At 58.7% G+C, this 20,762-nt stretch carries 14 protein-coding genes; 6 read left to right on the plus strand and 8 right to left on the minus strand.

All coding sequences use genetic code 11. The annotated features are described in order from the left end of the window. The 3 genes from mupP (at position 1) to PSH57_RS20530 (ending at position 2,909) form a co-directional block, all read left to right on the plus strand. Complete coding sequence (gene mupP / locus PSH57_RS20520; RefSeq protein ID WP_256231457.1) at positions 1-672, plus strand: N-acetylmuramic acid 6-phosphate phosphatase MupP; 672 nt, start codon at positions 1-3, stop codon at positions 670-672. A 208-nt stretch (positions 673-880) separates the two neighbouring features. After that, a complete protein-coding gene (locus PSH57_RS20525; protein WP_305385172.1) occupies positions 881-1,621 on the plus strand; it encodes a YciK family oxidoreductase in 741 nt (246 codons plus the stop codon). A 361-nt stretch (positions 1,622-1,982) separates the two neighbouring features. Next, on the plus strand, positions 1,983-2,909 hold the full coding sequence (locus tag PSH57_RS20530; RefSeq protein ID WP_256231459.1) for a GGDEF domain-containing protein: 927 nt from the start codon (positions 1,983-1,985) through the stop codon (positions 2,907-2,909). 1,784 nt (positions 2,910-4,693) lie between these two features. On the opposite strand, the gene PSH57_RS20535 is transcribed toward PSH57_RS20530, so the two are convergent. Together PSH57_RS20535 and PSH57_RS20540 are read right to left on the minus strand one after the other, a co-directional pair. Continuing rightward, a complete protein-coding gene (locus PSH57_RS20535; protein WP_422766049.1) occupies positions 4,694-5,464 on the minus strand; it encodes an iron-containing redox enzyme family protein in 771 nt (256 codons plus the stop codon). A gap of 78 nt (positions 5,465-5,542) precedes the next feature. Beyond that, entirely contained in the window at positions 5,543-8,002 is a 2,460-nt protein-coding gene (locus tag PSH57_RS20540) for an EAL domain-containing protein (protein WP_305390442.1), read from the minus strand. Between the two features lie 300 nt (positions 8,003-8,302). Between PSH57_RS20540 and PSH57_RS20545 the strand changes: the two genes are divergently transcribed. Further along, positions 8,303-12,967: a deaminase domain-containing protein gene (locus tag PSH57_RS20545; protein ID WP_305416048.1), complete on the plus strand. Its 4,665-nt coding sequence runs from the start codon at positions 8,303-8,305 to the stop codon at positions 12,965-12,967. A gap of 10 nt (positions 12,968-12,977) precedes the next feature. On the opposite strand, the gene PSH57_RS20550 is transcribed toward PSH57_RS20545, so the two are convergent. The 5 genes from PSH57_RS20550 to PSH57_RS20570 form a co-directional block, all read right to left on the minus strand. Beyond that, positions 12,978-14,795, minus strand: coding sequence for an ABC transporter ATP-binding protein (locus tag PSH57_RS20550; RefSeq protein WP_305444731.1), 1,818 nt, complete (start codon positions 14,793-14,795; stop codon positions 12,978-12,980). Beyond that, entirely contained in the window at positions 14,788-15,423 is a 636-nt protein-coding gene (locus PSH57_RS20555; RefSeq protein ID WP_256231462.1) for a DsbA family protein, read from the minus strand. The genes PSH57_RS20550 and PSH57_RS20555 overlap by 8 nt, the downstream gene beginning before the upstream one ends. Positions 15,424-15,426: 3 nt before the next feature. Beyond that, entirely contained in the window at positions 15,427-16,368 is a 942-nt protein-coding gene (trhO, locus tag PSH57_RS20560; RefSeq protein ID WP_305385179.1) for an oxygen-dependent tRNA uridine(34) hydroxylase TrhO, read from the minus strand. A 348-nt stretch (positions 16,369-16,716) separates the two neighbouring features. After that, on the minus strand, positions 16,717-17,016 hold the full coding sequence (locus tag PSH57_RS20565) for a BolA family protein (RefSeq protein WP_047226295.1): 300 nt from the start codon (positions 17,014-17,016) through the stop codon (positions 16,717-16,719). Between the two features lie 12 nt (positions 17,017-17,028). Beyond that, the gene (locus tag PSH57_RS20570; protein WP_256231465.1) at positions 17,029-17,547 is read right to left on the minus strand and encodes a DUF2059 domain-containing protein; all 519 of its coding nucleotides are present in this window, start codon (positions 17,545-17,547) and stop codon (positions 17,029-17,031) included. A gap of 190 nt (positions 17,548-17,737) precedes the next feature. Between PSH57_RS20570 and PSH57_RS20575 the strand changes: the two genes are divergently transcribed. Beyond that, positions 17,738-19,132, plus strand: coding sequence for a class II fumarate hydratase (locus tag PSH57_RS20575; protein ID WP_305385181.1), 1,395 nt, complete (start codon positions 17,738-17,740; stop codon positions 19,130-19,132). Between the two features lie 152 nt (positions 19,133-19,284). On the opposite strand, the gene PSH57_RS20580 is transcribed toward PSH57_RS20575, so the two are convergent. After that, entirely contained in the window at positions 19,285-20,247 is a 963-nt protein-coding gene (locus PSH57_RS20580; RefSeq protein WP_305385182.1) for a DMT family transporter, read from the minus strand. Between the two features lie 191 nt (positions 20,248-20,438). Here PSH57_RS20580 and PSH57_RS20585 point away from each other — a divergent pair, with 191 nt between their 5' ends. Next, a complete protein-coding gene (locus PSH57_RS20585) occupies positions 20,439-20,636 on the plus strand; it encodes a DUF6316 family protein (RefSeq protein ID WP_305385184.1) in 198 nt (65 codons plus the stop codon). Positions 20,637-20,762 lie beyond the last annotated feature (126 nt).

Here is a 20,762-nt window from a genome sequence, read left to right on the forward strand (position 1 = left end):
ATGCGTCTCAAAGCAGTTCTCTTCGACATGGACGGCACGCTGCTCGACACCGCGCCGGACTTCATCGCCATCTGCCAGGCCATGCGTGCCGACCGTGGTCTGCCACCGATCAACACGCAGCATATTCGCGACGAGATTTCCGGCGGCGCCCGGGCGATGGTCGCGGTGACCTTTTCCATGGACCCGGAATCGCCGGGTTTCGAGGAACTGCGCCAGGAATTCCTCGACCGCTACCTCAAAGGTTGCGCGGTCCACAGCCATCTGTTTGACGGCATGGCCCAGGTGCTGGCCGACATTGAAGCGGCCAACCTGATCTGGGGGGTGGTCACCAACAAACCGGTGCGCTTCGCTGAGCCGATCATGCAGCAACTGGGCCTGGCCGAACGCTCGAAAGTGCTGATCTGCCCGGACCATGTAAAAAACAGCAAGCCGGACCCGGAGCCTCTGACCCTGGCGTGCAAGATGCTCGACCTGGACCCGGCCAGCGTATTGTTCGTGGGCGACGACCTGCGGGACATCGAGTCTGGCCGCAGCGCCGGCACCAGGACTTGCGCGGTGACCTACGGCTACATTCATCCAGACGACAACCCGAAACATTGGGGCGCGGATGTCGTGATCGACCACCCCTCGGCGCTGCGTGAAGTGCTGGATAACGCGTTGTGCAGTTGCTGAGCTGACCGTACTCACTGTTGTCGCTGCTTTGTGGCGAGGGGATTTATCCCCGCTGAGGCGCGAAGCGCCTCTCCTACAGCATCAGGCCAACCTGCAAAAATTTGGGGCTGCTTCGCAGCCCAGCGGGGATAAATCCCCTCGCCACAGATAAATCCCTTCGCCACACGTGCGCATCGCCACGCATTTGTTCTGTTTCGTGAGGTTTTTTATGTTTGATTATTCCGCCCGCCCCGACCTGCTCAATGGCCGGGTCATTCTGGTCACCGGCGCCGGTCGTGGCATTGGCGCCGCGGCCGCCAAAGCCTATGCCGCCCACGGTGCTACCGTCTTGCTGCTGGGCAAGACCGAAGCCAACCTGACCCAGGTCTACGATGAAATCGAAGCGGCCGGGCATCCACAGCCAGCGGTGATTCCGTTCAACCTCGAAACGGCCCTGCCCCATCAGTACGATGAACTGGCGGCCATGATCGAAACCGAGTTCGGCCATCTGGACGGCTTGCTGCACAACGCCTCGATCATCGGCCCGCGTACGCCGCTGGAGCAGTTGTCCGGCGAGAACTTCATGCGGGTGATGCAGGTGAACGTCAACGCCATGTTCATGCTTACCAGCACCTTGTTGCCGCTGCTCAAGCTGTCCAAGGACGCGTCCGTGGTGTTCACCTCCAGCAGCGTCGGGCGCAAGGGACGGGCTTACTGGGGCGCTTATGGCGTCTCCAAGTTTGCCACCGAGGGGCTGATGCAAACCCTGGCCGACGAAGTCGAGACCGTCGCACCGGTGCGCGCCAACAGCATCAACCCCGGCGCCACCCGCACCAGCATGCGCGCCCAGGCCTACCCGGGGGAAAACCCGCTCAACAACCCTACGCCTGAAGAAATCATGCCGATCTACCTATACCTCATGGGGCCGGATAGCACAGGCGTCAACGGTCAGGCTTTCAACGCCCAGTAACTGCCCACCTTGGCGTCGCGCCGGTTTACCGTCGCGACACCACTGCCCCCGATGCGTAGCCAGGCGAACCGCCAAGCCTATGTCGCCCAATGCCGACGGGCCCCTCACCGCTTGAGGTCAATTCATTGATTTGCAATCGGTTTTTTATTCTAATGAACCGAATGGCACGACTTTCGCTCTAAAGACCCTCAAACACGCCATGTTCGGCGGGTAATGGACGTTGAGATGAGACTTAGGTCTGCCCAGGTAAAGCGGACTAAACTCAAATCAGATGTCTTACGGGACTGAAGGAGTACGACGCGCCGGCCAAAGCTGCCTCACCCAACCTGTCAGGACAGATTTGCTTAGGGGCTCACGCCATATGAAAACGCCAACCCAGATCAACGCGATTGATTTCGACAGCGCCAAACTGCAGCGCCTGGGATTTGGCCAGCCATCACCACTGGTGGCACGCTCCGTCAATCTTTCGCAATTGCGCCAGCAACTGGGCCAGCAATTGCAAACCAGCCTGGAGCCGCAACGGATCCTGGGTCTGTTTTTCCGCGAGGTTCAGCGGCTGGTGCCTCTGGACGCGCTGATCTACCGGCACAGCCCCAGCGATCTGCGCCTGGAGCTGGGTCAACGCGGGCATCACACCCTCACCTATAACCTCAGCCATGAAGGCGAATACTTGGGCGAACTGGTGTTTCGCCGCAACCAGCGCTTCACCGAGACCGAACAAGCCGATCTTGAGTCAGTGTTGTCGACGCTGCTGTTTCCGTTGCGCAATGCCCTGCTCTATCGCGCCGCGACCCAAAGCGCCCTGCGTGACCCGCTGACCGGCACGGGCAACCGCATCGCCATGGACCAGACGCTGATCCGAGAAGTTGATATGGCCAAGCGTCATTTGCAACCGCTGTCACTGTTGATGCTGGACATCGATCATTTCAAGCGTGTCAACGACAGCCATGGCCACGGTATCGGCGATGAGGTATTGAAGGGTGTTGCCGAGGCCATCAAGAATCAGCTGCGCAATGTGGACATGGTGTTCAGATTCGGTGGCGAAGAATTCCTGATTCTGCTCTCGAACACCAGCCGGGACGCCGCGGCCTTGGTCGGAGAACGGCTGCGTCATGCCGCCCAAGCGCAGGATTATTTTGCCGCTGGCACGCGGATCGAACTGACCGTCAGCCTGGGTTGCGCGACGCTGCTGCCGGGCGAGTCAGTCGAAAGCCTGCTGCGCAGGGCCGACAACGCGCTGTACGTGGCCAAGCGCGAGGGCCGTAACCGGCTGGCGATGGCGGGTTGAAACCAGCCATTACCGATTCTGTGAACACCGTCGAAAAATGCGGGAGCGAGCCTGCTCGCGATAGCGGCAGTTCAGCTTGCATCCATCCTGAATGTGCCGCCGTCATCGCGGGCAAGCCTTGCTCCCACATTGGTTTTTCAGGGTTAACCGATTCGGCATCCACCGCAAATACCCTTGTGGGAGCGGGCTTGCTCGCGAAAGCGCTGGGTCAGCTTGCATCCATGCTGAATGTGCCACCGCCATCGCGGGCAAGCCTTGCTCCCACATTGGTTTTTCAGGGTTAACCGATTCGGTGTTCACCGCCAATCCCCTGTGGGAGCGGGCTTGCTCGCGAAAGCGGCAGGTCAGCCTGCATCCATGCTGAATGTGCCGCCGCCATCGCGGGCAAGCCTTGCTCCCACGGGGGTTTTTCAGGGTTAACCGATTCGGTATCCACCGCAAATACCCTTGTGGGAGCGAGCCTGCTCGCGAAAGCGCTGGGTCAGCTTGCATCCATGCTGAATGTGCCACCACCATCGCGGGCAAGCCTTGCTCCCACACTGGTTTTTTCAGGGTTAACCGATTCGGTGTTCACCCCAAGTCCCTTGTGGGAGCGGGCTTGCTCGCGAAAGCGGCAGGTCAGCTTGCATCCATCCTGAATGTGCCGCCGTCATCTCGGGCAAGCCTTGCTCCCACATTGGTTTTTCAGGGTTAACCGATTCGGCATCCACCGCAAATCCCTTGTGGGAGCGGGCTTGCTCGCGAAAGCGCTGGGTCAGCTTGCATCAGCGCTGAATGTGCCGCCGTCATCGCGGGCAGGCCTTGCTCCCACATTGGTTTTTCAGGGTTAACCGATTCGGTATCCACCGCAAATCCCTTGTGGGAGCGGGCTTGCTCGCGAAAGCGCTGGGTCAGCTTGCATCCATCCTGAATGTGCCGCCGTCATCGCGGGCAAGCCTTGCTCCCACATTGGTTTTTCAGGGTTAACCGATTCGGCATCCACCGCAAATCCCTTGTGGGAGCGGGCTTGCTCGCGAAAGCGCTGGGTCAGCTTGCATCCATGCTGAATGTGCCACCACCATCGCGGGCAAGCCTTGCTCCCACATTGGTTTTTCAGGGTTAACCGATTCGGCATCCACCGCAAATACCCTTGTGGGAGCGGGCTTGCTCGCGAAAGCGGCAGGTCAGCTTGCATCCATGCTGAATGTGCCACCACCATCGCGGGCAAGCCTTGCTCCCACATTGGTTTTTCAGGGTTAACCGATTCGGCATCCACCGCAAATCCCTTGTGGGAGCGGGCTTGCTCGCGAAAGCGCTGGGTCAGCTTGCATCCATCCTGAATGTGCCGCCGTCATCGCGGGCAAGCCTTGCTCCCACATTGGTTTTTCAGGGTTAACCGATTCGGTATCCACCGCAAATCCCTTGTGGGAGCGGGCTTGCTCGCCAAAGCGCTGGGTCAGCTTGCATCCATGCTGAATGTGCCGCCGTCATCGCGGGCAAGCCTTGCTCCCACACTGGTTTTTTCAGGGTTAACCGCTTCGGTGTTCACCCCAAGTCCCTTGTGGGAGCGGGCTTGCTCGCGAAAGCGGCAGGTCAGCTTGCATCCATGCTGAATGTGCCACCACCATCGCGGGCAAGCCTTGCTCCCACACTGGTTTTTTCAGGGTTAACCGCTTCGGTGTTCACCCCAAGTCCCTTGTGGGAGCGAGCCTGCTCGCGATGGCGATCGGGCAGTCAACCTCCCCGTTGACTGTCCTGCCCCCTTCGCGAGCATGCTGGCTCCCACATGGGTTGGCTATCGGCTATCAGCTCTCGGCCAGCGCCAGGCGCTCACGGGTCGATGAGGTTTTCCCCACGGATTCCGATTGCTCCAGTTGCATGCAGCGCTCCAGGAAGAGGTACATGTAGTCATAGCTCTTGCAGACGGCCTGACGTAGCTCGGTTTGCAGGGCCGTGCTCGGGTTCATGCCCGCCAGGGTGCAGATGATTTCCAGGGCTTCCCAAGGGTGGGCATCATCATACTGAGCGTGCATCTTCAGCCATTTCATGGCTCGCTTGCGGTCTTCCTCGGCAAAAGCCGCCGCATAGATGCCATTGGAACACACCAATGCCGACCACTCCCCGGTTGCCCCTTCGATGGCATAGTTGGTCGCGGCGATGGCCACGATCAGTGCGTCCGAAGAACTGGTATGCCAGCACCAGTGGCTCAGCGCATGGAGTTCGGGTGGCACCCGTTGGGCTTGTAAATCTTCCAGAGTCACGCCATGGGCGGCGCTCCAGTTGACCCAGTAATCGGCATGGTTGAGTTCGACACGAATGTTGCGCATCAGCCAGCGGCGCGCCATGTCCTCGCCGGGATGGCGGGCAAAGCGCGTCTTGGTGAGGTTCTGTGCCATGTATAAGGCGAACTGTTCAACGACCGGCCAACCACCAATAAGGTAGTGGCGCATGGTCTTGGCACTGAGCTTGTTATCGCGCATGCGCTGATACAGCTCGTGTTCGACAACCCGGCGTTTGCTCTCGCTGCAATCGGTAATGAGCTGTTGTGCCCATTTCGGATAGCTTGTGGCGTCCATGAGCGGGCCTGTTCGGTTGAATGTGTCGATCACTGTCGGGCTCCTTTTGATTGTGATTTTTCCAGATCAACAAGAGGTTCAGCGGAACGTGCCGGGGGCCTTGAATAACAGCGGCTGGGGTCGGGCCGGCCTGCTTTGCAACGTATCACAGGTAAACAATTGCGGGCGTTCGATCACATACCCTTGAGCGTAATCCACCCCGATCTCCAGCAATGCCTGCTCGATCTGGGTGGTTTCAACAAACTCGGCAATCGTGCGCTTACCCATGACGTGGCCGATGTGATTGATCACCTCGACCATTGCACGGTTAATCGGGTCGTCCAGCATATCCTTTACGAAACTCCCGTCGATCTTCAGGAAGTCTACAGGTAAATGTTTCAAGTAAGCGAATGAAGACATTCCGGCACAAAAGTCATCCAGCGAAAAATAACAACCCAAGCTCTTGAGTTCATTGATAAAGCGAATGGCACTGCCTAAATTTGAAATAGCGCTGGTCTCGGTTATTTCAAAACAAATCATTTCTGGTGGAATCGAGTAGGCCACGAACTGTTTACGCAGGAAATCAAGGAATGCCTGATCTCCGATAGTTGTGCCTGACAGATTAATCGCACACATGGCCATCGGTCCCTGTCGCGAATCGTTCAGGCATTGGCGGATGATTTTGAAGACGTTCTCCACCACCCAGCGATCCAGGGAAGTCATCAAACCATAACGTTCTGCCGCGGGAATGAAACTGTCCGGCAGGATCATCCTTCCGGCTTCGTCATGCAGGCGCAGCAGGATCTCGATATGTCCGCCGCCATGGTCACCCGGCCCCAGCGCGGCGATTTCCTGGGCATAAAGACAGAAGCGATTCTCCTCCAGGGCCATGTGCAAGCGCTGGACCCAAGCCATCTCGCCAAAGCGCAGGGACAGTTCAGAATCATCGGCGTGATAGACCTGGACGCGGTTGCGACCCTTTTCCTTGGCCATGTAACAGGCCATATCGGCGGCGCGCAGGGACGACTCCAGCGTCGTCGGGCTCTGCGCGATATGCACCAGGCCGATGCTCACGGTGGTCACGAACGGACGACCCTTCCAGACAAAGTGCAGGTTCTGTACGGTCTGGCGCAGCCCTTCGGCGATCTTTTCCGCGGCGTCCGGGGAGCAGTTCTCCAGCAAGATACCGAACTCATCGCCCCCCAATCGGGCCAGGGTGTCGTTTTCTCGCAACCCCGATTGCAGCAACGCGCAGATATGACGCAACAACTCGTCACCCGCTGCATGGCCGCAGGTGTCGTTGACCAGCTTGAACTGGTCCAGATCGAGGAACATCAACGCATGACGCCCGATCTGGCGTGTCAGATTGTGCAAGGCTTGCTCAAGGCGATATTCAAATTCCCGGCGGTTGGCCAGGCCGGTCAGGGCATCGTGGGTGGCCTGCCACGACAGGTTGGCGATGTATTGGCGTTCCTGGGTCATGTCATGCAACACCAGGACCGCTCCGCTGACCTTGCCGGCATGGCGGATCGGCGCGCCCACCAGGGTGACTGACACGGTGCTGCCATCCAGGCGCTGGATCAGCTTGGAATGCTCGCTGCCGCCACCGAGCCGACCGCTGAGAATGTGTTCGATCAGGGTCAAGCCTTCACTCTGGGCGTTGTCATCGAGCAAATTGAACAGTGCGGCCAAGGGCAGACCCGTGGCGTGTTCAGCCTTCCAGTGAGTCATCGCTTCGGCAGCGGGATTCATGTAAGCGATCGCCCCTTCCACATCGGTGGTGATCACCCCGTCACCAATGGATTGCAACGTGATCTGCGCCCGCTCTTTTTCCAGTTGCAGGGCGTTGGCGAAAACCTGTCGCTGGGCCAACAGTTTATGAGTGCGCAACAGCGCCAGCACGATCAACCCCAGGGCGGTGGCGAAGTTGGTCACCAGCAACAGGCGCAGGATGACGCGCGACCCCTCCCCCAGCGCATCGCTGAACGCCTTGGCCGCCGGGGTGACAGAATCGTTGATGGCAAAGATTTTTGCTTTCCAGCCGCGGATCTCGGCCTCCGAAACCTCACCCGCGGCGATGCGGCTGTGCATCTGGCGGGCGACGTTATCCAGTTCAATCAGGTATCCGTCGCCCACGGTCCAGAGATCGATGGCCTCTTCCAGGTAACTGAAGTGCCGAAAATTCAGGTAGAGCCAGATCACACTGGACACATCGTCCGGGTGGTTGCCGCCCTTGAGGATCCCCGCCCGTGCCGCCTGCAGATCCGGCGGCTGACGGTCCAGGGCCACCCGCAATTCATGACCACCCTCAGGTACGGCAATGGCCCGCTGGTATTTCTGAAAGATTGCGTCGTCGCGGCTGTCGGCATAAAGGTTGAGGTAGTAAATGGCGTCTTTCTGGCCCTTGGACCAAAGGCTTTCTCCTGCCACATAGCCGCGAACCGCGGACAATACATAAAGGCTGACGCCACCCAGCAATGCCTGAAACAGGACAACGGCGATAAAAGGCCAGACGATGCCCAACAACCGGGGGGTTCCGAGAGTCCGCGCTTGAGTCATGAGGTCCCTTGCATAGGCGTAGGCGATCAGCATTCAGACCGCTCATTCCCGCAAGACTAGGAGGCGTAGCAGCTCCCCGCAAGAGGCCGGGCACTATTTGACGCCGCATGCCCCTGGATGCCCGAGACAACACGGGCGATAAGCCCTGGCAAATGGCAAATACAGTTACAACTTTCCTGGGCGCCATACCTATCTACCACCCCCTGATTTTCCTGGACTGTTTTGATACGGGACCTTCTCTGCCTTGCGCCTTATCGAGGCATGTAGAGAAACGTTCGTTAATCACCAGGGAACCTTCATATGCAACCTACAGCCGCCCCAGGCCTTACAGATAACCTGAGCCCGACACCCTCTTATGCCGAACAACATCAGGGATTACTGGGCGATTACGAGGCAATGTTATCGCTTGTCCGAAACAATCAGACGCCGTCGCAGACGTTGACCGATAGTCTGGTCAAGCCCAGGCTTTGTTCACCCATGGCGCTGGAAAACGAAACCGGTCAGCGTGCGCTGCAAACACTCATCCAGGATAAAAGCTATCAGGCCTTGTGCAAAATAGTGCGTGCCCCTCATTACCACTTGATCGTCACCTTAAAAGACGGCGAAGCCATCTACGAAACACTGTCAAGGAACAGGGAAACAACCATCCCGGTTCTACTGAACAAGAAACCCGCCTGGAACGAGCTGCGTGGAAAAATTGAAAAAGCTGCTCGACTATTGGGTGGGCAAATTCGTTTCGACGGCCACGTAACACTTGCCCGGATGGCCTGGTTTTACGGTATTACCCCATGGAATCCGCAAAACACCGAACAACGCAACGACACGGTGAGTGCGCTGGAAGAAAAGCGTGCTCAGCACACACTGGGACTGGGAAACGGAGTAAACATCGACGCACTGAGCACGAATGCTGAAAGCCTGCTCATTGAAACGGTGCGTCAATTCCTGCCTACGCCGCAAACTCCTTTGCTGGCCTACCTCAGCGCTTTGGATATCGACACATTGACGACGACGCAAATCCGGGCGAAGCCTTCGGCGTATCTGGAAGATATCCTGCTATCGATGAACGCCCGGAAACTGGCAACCCAGCTATTGCAAGCGCTGGGCTGGTTTGGCGGCAGGCCCGGTGAGGATACGGCTTCGGGGATATGCACCAAGTTGCTTGCCAAAGCCATTCGTCTTTGGCTCGCGGATGGGCAAAACGAGAGCCCGGACAGTATCGCCGGTTACCCGTGGCAAAGTTCGTCCAACTGGGGGAAAAGCTATAGGCAGATTCGCGCCGAGTTCGAGGCGCATCTGCTTTCTTCAAAACGCGCCGCGTCAGTGAACGAATCAATTCTGCTCGCGTGTCTCTATCAACCGCTGTTCCCGCCGCAATTCCAGATTCGCGATATACCGGCGCAACTGCCTTATCGAAGCTCTACCGTCTGGGTAAATTTTGCCCATGGCGTCTATCTTGCTGACGCGATTGATCCGACATTGCTGCAAAGACTGAGTTTCCAGCAACTGGTCGATTTCCCTGGCAGGTACGCCAGTGAAGCCACGGCTGATGATCTGAAACTGGTCACTCTGACAAGATTGAAACCCATGCTGGAATGGGCCGTGACAAACGGCCTGGTGGTCCATAAGGCCGACGGGCACTACACGACGCAGGACATACAGAGCGCTGTACAAAAGCTCGATTTCAGCATCGACAGCTTGACCCGGGCGGTCAACTGGCTTGATAGCCGTCCCCCCGAGAGGCTGAACATTGCCAGACTTAAAATAGCGAAGCTCTTCGCAGACGGCCGGTTCGTCACGGATGGCAGAAAGCTGGTCAAGGAATCCAGCGCTTATACCGCGCCAGCGACTCGGCTCAGCGGCCCCATCGGGAGACTCGCACCCCAGGCCTACACATTCGCGGATGTGTATGCATCCGGACAACTCACTGAGCATAAATGGTTCATCACCAGGCCCGATGGAAAAGTCGTCACCGATATCTGGTTCAAGATCGATGACGATACGACCCTACAGACTAACTTTGCCGGGCCTGGCTTTACCGCGATTCCCCAGCAGGACAGAACGCTCCCCGATATCGAGCAGACGTTCAAAACCCATTTTGCCATCTACCTCAGCTTCATCAGAAGGTCCTATCGCACGTTAATCATCCATCTGCTCGCCTCCCAGCCCCTGGCTGATCGCCAAGCCTTGGAGTACGGCGTGATGAAGGTCTACACCCTCAGAAAAGAAACCACGGGCATTGAAGCAAACAATGAATCCGAAGATAAGACACTGCCCTTGCGAGCGCGCAACGGCTTCATTCTGGAAGTGACGGCCAACAACAAAACCTCATACTACGAACTCCTCCCACGCGCTGGTGTGATCCGCCCACGCCCGGATATTCAGCCACACCATATCGGCGCGGAGCGGAAAATCGAGAAGTGGAGAGTCAGCCGTGGCTCAGCCGTGAGTGTGGATGTTCTTCGCCATAAAACCCTTCCGTTCGATTGGGATGCCCATGTAAAAGGCACCATCCCCGGCGCTCACGAAGAGTGCCAAGCCATTCTGGACCCGCTTGGCGGCACGTTTGGTGAATCGAATAAAAGCGCCGCCGACCACAGCTTACCGCGGACATTGGAATCGAAAATCGCCCTGGACGTGGCCCGGTACATTTGCGAAAAGCTGCTGTTCGTTGACGAAAAACAACTCTACGACAGTTGTTATGGCGAAACCGAATTCGACCGTCAAAAGGCCAAGCGTGAAAAAACCCTGGACATCATAAAAACGTTTGTGCCCTTCTGGGGCAGTATCGAAGACCTGGTTTCGGGAGACCGTGATCGTCTGGTGAGTGGGGCCTTTGGCCTGTTCACTGACTTTGTTGCATTCGCCCGGCCCATGGGCAAGTTTGCGTCAGGTTCGCTGAAGTTGGTCAGCACGGCGGGTAAGTTAAGCCTCGACAAAACGCTGCCGGCCTTTGCGGCGCTAACAGGTAGTTTGCTCAACGCCACCCTGAACCCGCTCGACGGCATTGCGTCGTTGCTACGAGCAGGCAGCCAGAGTGTGTACAGGCTCAGTAAAAGAGCTTACTTAAGTCTCAAGACGTTGTCCGGGCGCGCCGGCCAGTACGATTTCGTCCAAGGCATGACCCAGGTCACGGACCCGGGCCGCTGGCGGCCACTGACAATGAATGACCAATTGAGCACGGTGCGTGGAGTTGACGATGTTCCTGTGCGCAACACCGCAGCCACAGGCAGAGCCGATTACCGTTTGATTGACCCTTTATCGTCCAGGCCTTACGGCCCCGAGCTGGGCGCTGACGTATCACCGGGCCGCTCCCATTTCAGCACACGGGCCCGAACCGACACCGAGGTCCTCGTCGAGTTGCCGGAAAATGCCCGAGTACGCGAAGTGCTTGAAATCGATGGCGGCCGCCTCTTTTATGTGGATGACGTTCCCTATCGTTTGAAGGCGGGAACCCTGCGCCGCATCGGCCACACGGATGACAGTCCACCCTTAAGGAAACTTGCCTGCCGTGTTCGTCGTGCGCCAGATGAGGTGTGCAAAACCGGATATGTAGTGCCGGACAAACCTGCCGAGCGCCCACCCGCGGGAGAGTTCAGCACTGAGTTAAGCTGGGCCCCCTGGTTTGGTGACGCAACGTTCTATCCCTCTACGCCGACGCACCCCAATGATCGCGCCCTGCTCGCCTTCGAAGGAAAAATCTATGAACTCAAGGACGGCAAGCTCAACACCTACAAAGGCAAACCACAATGGATCGGTCTCTCCAGCAGAGTTCCCATCCCCAAAGAAACAATTGCCGCGACGATAGAGTTTCAAACCGGTTTGTACGCAGGCATCAAAGTCACCGGTTCCGCAGAAAAAATTGACGATATACATCAAACCGGTGCGCTCATCATTCCCTCGATCGATGAGAACTTCACGTACATATTCACCCGCTTGAACACGGATGACTATTACATGACCAGATTGCTCTCCACTGAGAGTGTCGAGTCGCCCCTGAGCCTGAAAAGGCTTGGCCCAAGCGACCTGACTCCCGGCTCTTTGGGAGAAGAGCTACAACGGGTGTACATCGGTTCGTTGAACGCAAACAACGCCGCACGAATCTACGGCAGGGACCAGGTCGAGCGGGCACTGGACAAGATCGATGAAATTTCGATACCCATTGGCGCACCCAGCCATCCGCCCGCCAATATGAAGTGGCTGAAAGTCAGTACCTACCCCGCCGAGGCGGTGTTATTTGATCGTCGCACCAGAATGATTGTCTCTGATTTGCCTAACGGGGCAGCCGTGTGGCAACCCACCACACAGGCGCCCGAAGCCATACAAAAATCAACCGCGAACATCTTCAATGCACTTTTTACCTCGCCGTCCATCGCCGGCCCATCTCAATCAACAACCCGAGCGGTGACCATCAATGACGCCATGCAGGAACTGCAAAAAACCCTTCCCACCAAAAATCAAAAAAACATAGCTTTTGCCCACGTCATCACGGCATCAGGAAACAACGAAATCTATGTCAGTGTTTCCGGAATCGAGGACTACACCAGGCACTTGCCCCTGTTCAAATCCCACAGCGGCTATACGCAAGTAGACTTCAAGGAGGCCACTTACTTTAATGTTGATGGCATCAGGAACGCGATTGACCCTGCCGCCCTCACCCTGAGCGCCGATGGAAAATTGCTCGCTATCCCCCATCTGATGGATGCTCCGGGCACCTCGGACAGGCTCAGTCGAGTGACCTCCGCGGACAGTGAAAGCAAACTGATTGCCTACATCAGCGAAAAATACCCAAACCCTGAAGATATCAAGTCGATCACGCTTGCCACCACCCTGCCGCCCTGCGAATCCTGCGCGATTGTCATGAAGGAGTTCGGTCATGAGCGCGGAGCCGATGCACTGAACGTCATATGGGGACAGCGCCGTAAGCGTCCGGCAGCTGAAATGAACGCTTCAACCGAATCCGATTAACCCCAGGCGATCAATGCTGCTGCAGATGCCCGTAAAGCTTGGCGTATAAACCACCGTCAGCAATCAGTTGCTGATGGTCGCCATCCTCGGCGATTTGTCCGCCGTCGAACACCAGCACCCGATCGGCCTGCTTCACAGCCGACAAGCGGTGCGCGATGATCAAGGTGGTGCGGTTGCTCAAGAACCGCGCCAGCGCCTGATGCAGGTTGTACTCGGTGGCGGCGTCCAGCGCGGACGTGGCCTCGTCGAGGATCACGATCTTGGGCTCGGCCAGCACCATTCGGGCAATTGCCAGACGCTGGCGTTGCCCGCCGGACAGACGCACGCCGGAACGCCCGACGATGCTGTCCAGACCGTTGGGCAGGTTCAGGATCGTATGGTGCAGTTGGGCGATTTCCAGTGCCTGCCAACAGGCCTCGTCCGTGCGTTCACGACCCATGGTCAGGTTGGCCCGAACCGTGTCGTTGAACAGCGCGGGATGCTGCAGGACTACGGCGACATTGTCGCGCACGGTTTCCAGGCCGATTTCCTGCTGAGTCGAACCGCCAAAACGGATGGTCCCGGCCAACGGCGTGTACAGACCCAACAGCAACTGCACCAAGGTGCTTTTGCCACCCCCGCTGGCACCGACAATCGCGACTTTTTCACCGGGGGCAATCGACAGGTTCATCTGGTTCAACACCAGCTCGTCGCCGTAGCCGAAACTCAGCCCCTGAACTTCCATACCCAAGGTATCGCGCCCCTGGAACGGGTTAACACTGCCGATGTATTGCGGTTCGTCGGCACGAGCCAGCAACTCGTTGATCCGCGACAACGCGCCACCTGCGGCATAAAAGGCGTACTGCAGATTGAGCAGTTGTTCCACCGGTCCGATCATGAACCACAGGTAGCTGAACACCGCCAGCATCTGGCCGATGGAGAGGTCGGAAAACAGCACAGTGAGCATCGCCGCGGCGCGAAAAATATCGATACCAAACTGAAACAGCAAACCGCTGGCACGGTTCGAGGCATCGGTTTTCCACTGTGAACTCACTGCGTAATCACGGACCTCTCTGGCGCGCGTCCCCAATCGACCAAGGAAAAAGCCCTGACGGTTACCGGCGCGCACCTCCTGGATGGCATCCAGGGTTTCGGTCAGGGCCTGGGTGAAGCGCGAGGTGCTGTCGTTCTCCAGCTTCTTGAGGTGCTTGACCCGTTTGCCCAACTGCACGGTGGCGTAGATCACCAACGGGTTGAACAACAGGATCAGCAGCGCCAGTTGCCAGTGCATCCACATCAGAATGCCGGCAGTGCCCACCAGTGTCAGCATCGCCACGAGGAAACGACTGAGGGTTTCGCCGACGAATTTATCAAGGGTATCCAGGTCGGTGACCAGGTGCGTGGTCACGGTACCGCTGCCCAGGCTTTCGTATTCGCCCAGGGAAATACGCTTGAGCCGTTCGATCAACCGGATGCGAATGCGATAGACGATGTCCTTGGCCAGCCTGGCGAACAATCGCGCCTGCAGCACGTTGAACAGCAAAGCGCCGCAGCGCAGGGCCAGGGTCACCACCAGCATCAGACCAATATAGCCGGCCGCGCTTTGCCAACCGGTCGGCAATGCATGGTTCATGACCTTCAATGCCGCATCGCCCTGACCCAGCAGCACTTCGTCCACCAAAAGCGGCAACAGCAGCGGGATCGGTACGCTGCACAGCGTCGCCAGCACGGCCACGCCGTTGGCGATCCACAGGGCTTTCTTGTGTTTAAGGGCCAGGCGGCGGATTTCTGACCAGCTCAAGCGGTCGACGCGCTGCGCAGTCGAAGCGTCATCGGCCCGGTCAGGCACAGGCTGCGCGCTCCAGCCAACGGCCCAGCAGTGGAGACAACTGGCTCAAGGGCTGGTAGCCGTTGGTGAGCAAGGCCAACTGACCGTCACGCTCGGCCAACAGCGTAGGGAAACCAGCGATACCAAGATCCTGCACCCAGGTGAAATCCGCGGCAGTGGCCGCATGTTGCTCGGCGCGGTCAAATGCTGCGGCGAACTCGATACGTGGCAGCCCGGCCTGTTCAGCCAGCTCCACCAGGACGCTGGCGTGGGTCACATCACGACCTTCGACATAAAACGCCTGCTGGATCAGCTTCAACAGCTTCCAGGCCAGCTCCGGCGCCAGGCCGCGGGCCGTCACCACCGCCCGGCAGGCCGGTTCAGTGTCATAGACAAAACCGTCTGGCAACGCACCTTCAAGCTTGAACGTCTGGCCGGTGGCCTGGGTGACGGCCTGCCAATGCTCAAGGATGTAACGTCGGGTGGTCGGTTCCAGGGCCGAACCGCTGCCGGTGCGCAAACCGCCCACCACCAGGTGCAGTTCTACCCCGGCGGCCTGCGCCTGCTCGACCAGTGCCTGGGCGACCGGCGCAAAACCCCAGCACCAGGAACACATCGGGTCCATCACATAGAGCAAGCGTGGCGCCATGGTTCAAGCCTCGGAAGGTGATTGCTTATAGTTGTAGCCGATCGGGTGCGGCATGTTGCGGGCCTTGGCCAGTTCGATCTGCTTTTGCCGGTCGATGGCGCTACGACGGGTCTTCTCGCTCAGCTTATCCCAGCAATGCGGGCAACTGATGCCTGGCGCGTAGTGTTCCGAAGCGCGGTCTTCTACGCTCACGGGTGTACGACAGGCATGACATTGATCGTAGTCGCCTTCGCTAAGGTCATGGCGGACGGTCACGCGGTTATCGAACACGAAGCAGTCGCCGCGCCATTTGGTCTGTTCCTGAGGCACCTCTTCAAGGTATTTCAGGATGCCACCCTTGAGGTGATAGACCTCGTCGAAGCCCTGGCCGAGCATGTAGCTGGAGGCTTTCTCGCAGCGAATGCCACCGGTGCAGAACATCGCGACTTTCTTGTGCCTGGCCGGGTCGAAGTTGGCTTTGATGTACTCGGGGAACTCGCGAAAACTGGTGGTCTTGGGATCGACCGCGCCTTCGAAGGTGCCGATGGACACTTCGTAGTCGTTGCGAGTGTCGATCAACAAGACCTCCGGGTCGCTGATCAGCGCGTTCCAGTCTTGCGGTTCGACATAAGTGCCAACCTGCTTGTTGGGGTCCACGCCTTCGACGCCAAGGGTGACGATTTCCTTCTTGAGCTTGACTTTGGTGCGGTAGAACGGCTGCTCATCGCAGTACGACTCCTTGTGATCGATGTCGATCATGCGCGGGTCGTTCTTGAGCCAGGCCAGCAATCCGTCGATACCTTCGCGGGTGCCGGAAACGGTGCCGTTGATGCCTTCTTCGGCGATCAGCAGCGTGCCTTTGATGCCGTTGTCGAGCATGGCCTTGAGCAATGGCTCGCGCAGCTCGACGTAATCTTCCAGGGTGACGAACTTATACAGTGCCGCCACGACAATGGATGGTGTCATGGGTATTTCTCCAGGTGGCTACCCTCGCAAAGGGTGAACCGGATGCGAAAAAAAACGCGCCCTGTGAGGCGCGTTGCCGATTCTAACAAAAAACAGGGGGGGTGCAGACAGCGATTACTGTGGGCACAGTGCTGCGAAGATCACTCTGTGGGAGCAAAGCTTGCTCGCGATGCAGGCACCTCGATTTCTGAGAGACCGCGTCAACTTTATCGCGAGCAAGCTTTGCTCCCACAGCGCTTTGCCCCCACAGCAAGCTTTGCTTCCACAGCAAGCTTTGCTCCCACAGCGCCTTGTTCCACAGTCAGCTTCGCTCCTACAGATTCAGGCTTTGCCCCCCAAGAAGTCCAGTCAGTGCTTGCTGCCACCGGCACAGGTCGGCGAAGCCGGGGCTGTATCGATCTGCGCCCATTCCTCGGGGGTATAGGTGTGCAGCGCCAACGCATGGAACTCGCCCATCAGCTCGCCCAGCGTGCCGTAGACCTTCTGATGACGCTTGACGCGATTGAGCCCCTCGAACTGGTGGCTGACCACCACGGCCTTGAAATGGGTCTGTAGCCCACGACTGTGCATGTGACTTTCGTCCAGCACTTGCAGGTGCTCGGGCTGCAACAGCCCGAGCGTCGATTCGATGCGTTGTTGCATGCTCATACCGGGCTCCGCTTACGGCTTTTTCTTGGCAGGTGCGGCTTTTGGCTCAAGCTCGGCGGTCATGTCCGCCAGCAGCTTGTTGACCACCGGCACCGCGCTTTCCAGCTTGGCCTGGGTCAACTGGGCCGATTGCTGGGTCAGTTGAGGCATTTTCTCCAGGACTTTCTTGCCCAGGGGCGAGCGGTAGAAGGACACCAGCTCCTTGAGTTCCGGCTCGCTGAAGTTGGAGGTATAGAGCTTGACCATGTCCGGCTTGAGCTTCTTCCAGCCGATAGCCTGGTCCAGCGCGGCGTTGGCCTTGGCCTGGTAGGTTTCGAGGGTGGCTTTCTTCGACTCGGGGGCCTTGGTCTGTTCAAAGCGCTGGGCAAACATCTGCTGCACTTGCATGTACACCGGGGTACCCAGTTTGTCGGCGTGCGCCAGGGTCAGGAACTCTTCGGCACTGGCGTTGTGGCTGGCGGTATCGGCAAAAACAGGACCGCTGGCACACACCAGAGCAACTGCGGTACAGATGGCACGAAGACGGGTCATCGAGTTTCCTTTTCTACTGGCGAGGTAAAACCCCAAGGGCGATCATTCTGCGCCTAATAAACGCCGGCCCTCAACCCCATTACTCTGCGCGTCCGATTGACGGGCCGGACCGATTGAAAAACGATTGAGGGAACCCGTGTCGCCCTTCAGGGCCTAAACTGCGCATTCAGACCTACAGGAGTTTGACCCGATGAGCCGTATCGAAACCGACAGCCTTGGCCAGGTTGAAGTCCCGGATGAAGCCTACTGGGGCGCCCAGACGCAGCGCTCCATGATCAACTTTGCCATTGGCAACGAACGCATGCCGCTGTCGGTGCTGCACGCCCTGGCGCTGATCAAGAAAGCCGCCGCGCGGGTCAATGACCGCAATGGCGACTTGCCCGCCGACATCGCGCGCCTGATCGAACAGGCCGCCGACGAAGTCCTGGCCGGCCAGCATGACGACCAATTCCCGCTGGTGGTCTGGCAGACCGGCAGCGGAACCCAGAGCAACATGAACGCCAACGAAGTGATCGCCGGACGCGCCAATGAGCTGGCGGGCAATCCGCGCGGCGGCAAGAGCCCGGTACACCCGAACGATCACGTCAATCGCTCCCAGAGCTCCAACGACTGTTTCCCTACCGCCATGCACATCGCCGCCGTCCAGGCTGTCCATCAGCAATTGCTGCCAGCGATCGCCGAGTTGTCCGGCGCACTGGCGGAACTGGCGGCGCGCCACATGAAACTGGTCAAGACTGGTCGCACCCACATGATGGATGCCACGCCGATCACCTTCGGCCAGGAACTGTCGGCCTTCATCGCCCAACTCGATTACGCCGAACGGGCGATCCGCGCGGCGCTGCCGGCGGTTTGCGAGCTTGCCCAGGGCGGCACAGCAGTAGGCACCGGGCTCAATTCGCCCCATGGTTTCGGCGAAGCGATTGCCGCTGAACTGGCGGCGCTGTCCGGCCTGCCATTCGTCACCGCGCCAAACAAGTTCGCGGCGTTGGCTGGCCATGAGCCCCTGACCACGTTGTCCGGCGCACTGAAAACCCTGGCCGTGACCCTGATGAAGATTGCCAATGACCTGCGCCTGCTGGGTTCCGGGCCACGCGCAGGGTTCGCCGAAGTGAAACTGCCGGCCAATGAACCCGGCAGTTCCATCATGCCTGGCAAGGTCAACCCGACCCAGTGCGAAGCCTTGTCGATGCTGGCCTGCCAGGTCATGGGCAATGACGTGACCATCGGTTTCGCCGCCAGCCAGGGCCATTTGCAACTGAACGTGTTCAAGCCGGTGATCATTCACAACCTGCTGCAATCGATCCGGCTGCTGGCCGATGGCTGCAGCAATTTCCAGCAGCACTGCATCGCCGGGCTCGAGCCGGATGCCGAGCAGATGGCAGCGCACCTGGAACGTGGCTTGATGTTGGTCACCGCCCTGAACCCACACATCGGCTACGACAAATCCGCCGAAATCGCCAAGAAAGCCTACGGCGAAGGGCTGACCCTGCGCGAAGCGGCCTTGCAGTTGGGGTATCTGACCGATGAAGAGTTCGATGCCTGGGTGCGGCCGGAGAATATGCTGGAGGCGGGTAGCCAGGGCTGAGATGTGTGCTTCGTTGGGCGCAAAGAGTGCGCTCAACACAGCCCCCCTGTGGGAGCGAGCCTGCTCGCGATGTGGCCGGTCGGCTCGACATCATTATCGACTACCAGGCCGCTATCGCGAGCAGGCTCGCTCCCACAAAAGAGGTGTGCAGTCTATCGCCCGACAGCCAGTCGCCCGCGCCGGGCCCTGAGCCCGGCAATCAGCGACGGCCCCAGGGCAACCAGCGCCGAACCCAACACCACCAGTACCGCCCCACCATACCCCAACAGATTGATCTGCTCGGCATGCACGTAATCGGGCCACCACCAGGCTGCCAACGCCACTGCGGCGAAGGTCACCAGCGGGGTGATCGCCAGGGTCGCGCTGACACGTGAGGCTTCCCAGTGAGCCAGGGCCTCGGCAAACGCGCCATAGGCGATCAGCGTATTGAGGCAGCAGGCAAGCAGTAGCCAGCCTTGCAACGGGCTCAGTTGCAGCGCCTCCAGCGGATGCACCCAGGGCGTGAGCAACAGCGCGCAGAACAGGTAGATCACCATCATGACCTGCAACGAATTCCACACCGTCAACAGTTGCTTCTGGCCCAGGGCGTAGAAGGTCCAGACCGTCGACGCCAGCAGCACCATCAGCACCCCGGCGGTGTAATCGCTCAGGGAAGTCAGTAGTTCGCCGAGGCGCTGGTTGAAAAACAGCGCGAAACCGATCAACAACACCAGCAGGCCGATGCCCTGCCCCACGCTGAAACGCTCCTTGAACACAAACAGGCTGGCGACCAGCAACATGATCGGCCCCATCTGCACCACCAGTTGCGCGGTGCCGGGGCTCAAGCGATTGAGGCCCATCAGGTACAACACGTAGTTGCCGACCAGCCCCAGCACCGCCATCGCCACCAGCCAGCCGCCGCGAGGGCCCAGCACCTTGCGACTGGGCAAACGCCGGGTGGCCGTCAAATAGATGAACAGCAAGCCGCCAGACACCAGCAAGCGAAACCAGGTTACGGTGACCGGGTCCATCACTTGCAGCACTTGCTTGAGCTTGATCGGCAGAATGCCCCACAGCAGGGCGGTCAGCAGGGCGAGGAACAGGCCGTAGACCCAGCGACCGGACGATATGTGCATGCAATCCTCGAAGCTCAAGACAAAGAGCCTTCATTCTAGGCGCGGATTGTGCGGGGACACAGGGACAGTTAAGTCGTGGACGTCCATGAGACTGTACGGGTCGTTGCCGTCGATCGCCTGGCCAGGCGCGAATCAAGGACTGCACATAAGCTCAGATGGAACCGACTTCGCTGCCCTTTTGGAGACCCGCCATGTTTGGCAAACGCGCCCAGGATCCCGCCCCTACGACGATTTTTCGCAGTGACCGGATCTGCCGGGTAAACGGCGAATTTTATTTCAATACCCGGGAAGGCACCCAGGAAGGCCCGTTCGCCAGCCGCGAGGATGCGTTGCGGGAAGTGGAGGCGTATGTCCAGCGGATGTTGCAATTGACTCAGGTCGCCAGCTAGCGCAGCTGACGCAGCCCCCCTTGTGGCGAGGGGATTTATCCCCGCTGGGCTGCAAAGCAGCCCCAAAGCAGATCACTCTGTCAGCCTGATACACCTCGGTTGTAGATTTTAGGGTTGCTGCGCAAC

It is taken from the genome of Pseudomonas hefeiensis, from assembly GCF_030687835.1.
Classification (GTDB): Bacteria; Pseudomonadota; Gammaproteobacteria; order Pseudomonadales; family Pseudomonadaceae; genus Aquipseudomonas; species Aquipseudomonas hefeiensis.

What these genes read in the sequence shown, in the direction of transcription:
- PSH57_RS20535 (WP_422766049.1), bottom strand. Translation starts at nt 5,464, where the DNA reads ATGGACGCCACAAGCTATCCGAAATGGGCACAACAGCTCATTACCGAT.
- mupP (WP_256231457.1), top strand. Translation starts at nt 1, where the DNA reads ATGCGTCTCAAAGCAGTTCTCTTCGACATGGACGGCACGCTGCTCGAC.
- trhO (WP_305385179.1), bottom strand. Translation starts at nt 16,368, where the DNA reads ATGACACCATCCATTGTCGTGGCGGCACTGTATAAGTTCGTCACCCTG.
- PSH57_RS20585 (WP_305385184.1), top strand. Translation starts at nt 20,439, where the DNA reads ATGTTTGGCAAACGCGCCCAGGATCCCGCCCCTACGACGATTTTTCGC.
- PSH57_RS20525 (WP_305385172.1), top strand. Translation starts at nt 881, where the DNA reads ATGTTTGATTATTCCGCCCGCCCCGACCTGCTCAATGGCCGGGTCATT.
- PSH57_RS20565 (WP_047226295.1), bottom strand. Translation starts at nt 17,016, where the DNA reads ATGAGCATGCAACAACGCATCGAATCGACGCTCGGGCTGTTGCAGCCC.
- PSH57_RS20575 (WP_305385181.1), top strand. Translation starts at nt 17,738, where the DNA reads ATGAGCCGTATCGAAACCGACAGCCTTGGCCAGGTTGAAGTCCCGGAT.
- PSH57_RS20540 (WP_305390442.1), bottom strand. Translation starts at nt 8,002, where the DNA reads ATGACTCAAGCGCGGACTCTCGGAACCCCCCGGTTGTTGGGCATCGTC.
- PSH57_RS20555 (WP_256231462.1), bottom strand. Translation starts at nt 15,423, where the DNA reads ATGGCGCCACGCTTGCTCTATGTGATGGACCCGATGTGTTCCTGGTGC.
- PSH57_RS20545 (WP_305416048.1), top strand. Translation starts at nt 8,303, where the DNA reads ATGCAACCTACAGCCGCCCCAGGCCTTACAGATAACCTGAGCCCGACA.
- PSH57_RS20530 (WP_256231459.1), top strand. Translation starts at nt 1,983, where the DNA reads ATGAAAACGCCAACCCAGATCAACGCGATTGATTTCGACAGCGCCAAA.
- PSH57_RS20580 (WP_305385182.1), bottom strand. Translation starts at nt 20,247, where the DNA reads ATGCACATATCGTCCGGTCGCTGGGTCTACGGCCTGTTCCTCGCCCTG.
- PSH57_RS20570 (WP_256231465.1), bottom strand. Translation starts at nt 17,547, where the DNA reads ATGACCCGTCTTCGTGCCATCTGTACCGCAGTTGCTCTGGTGTGTGCC.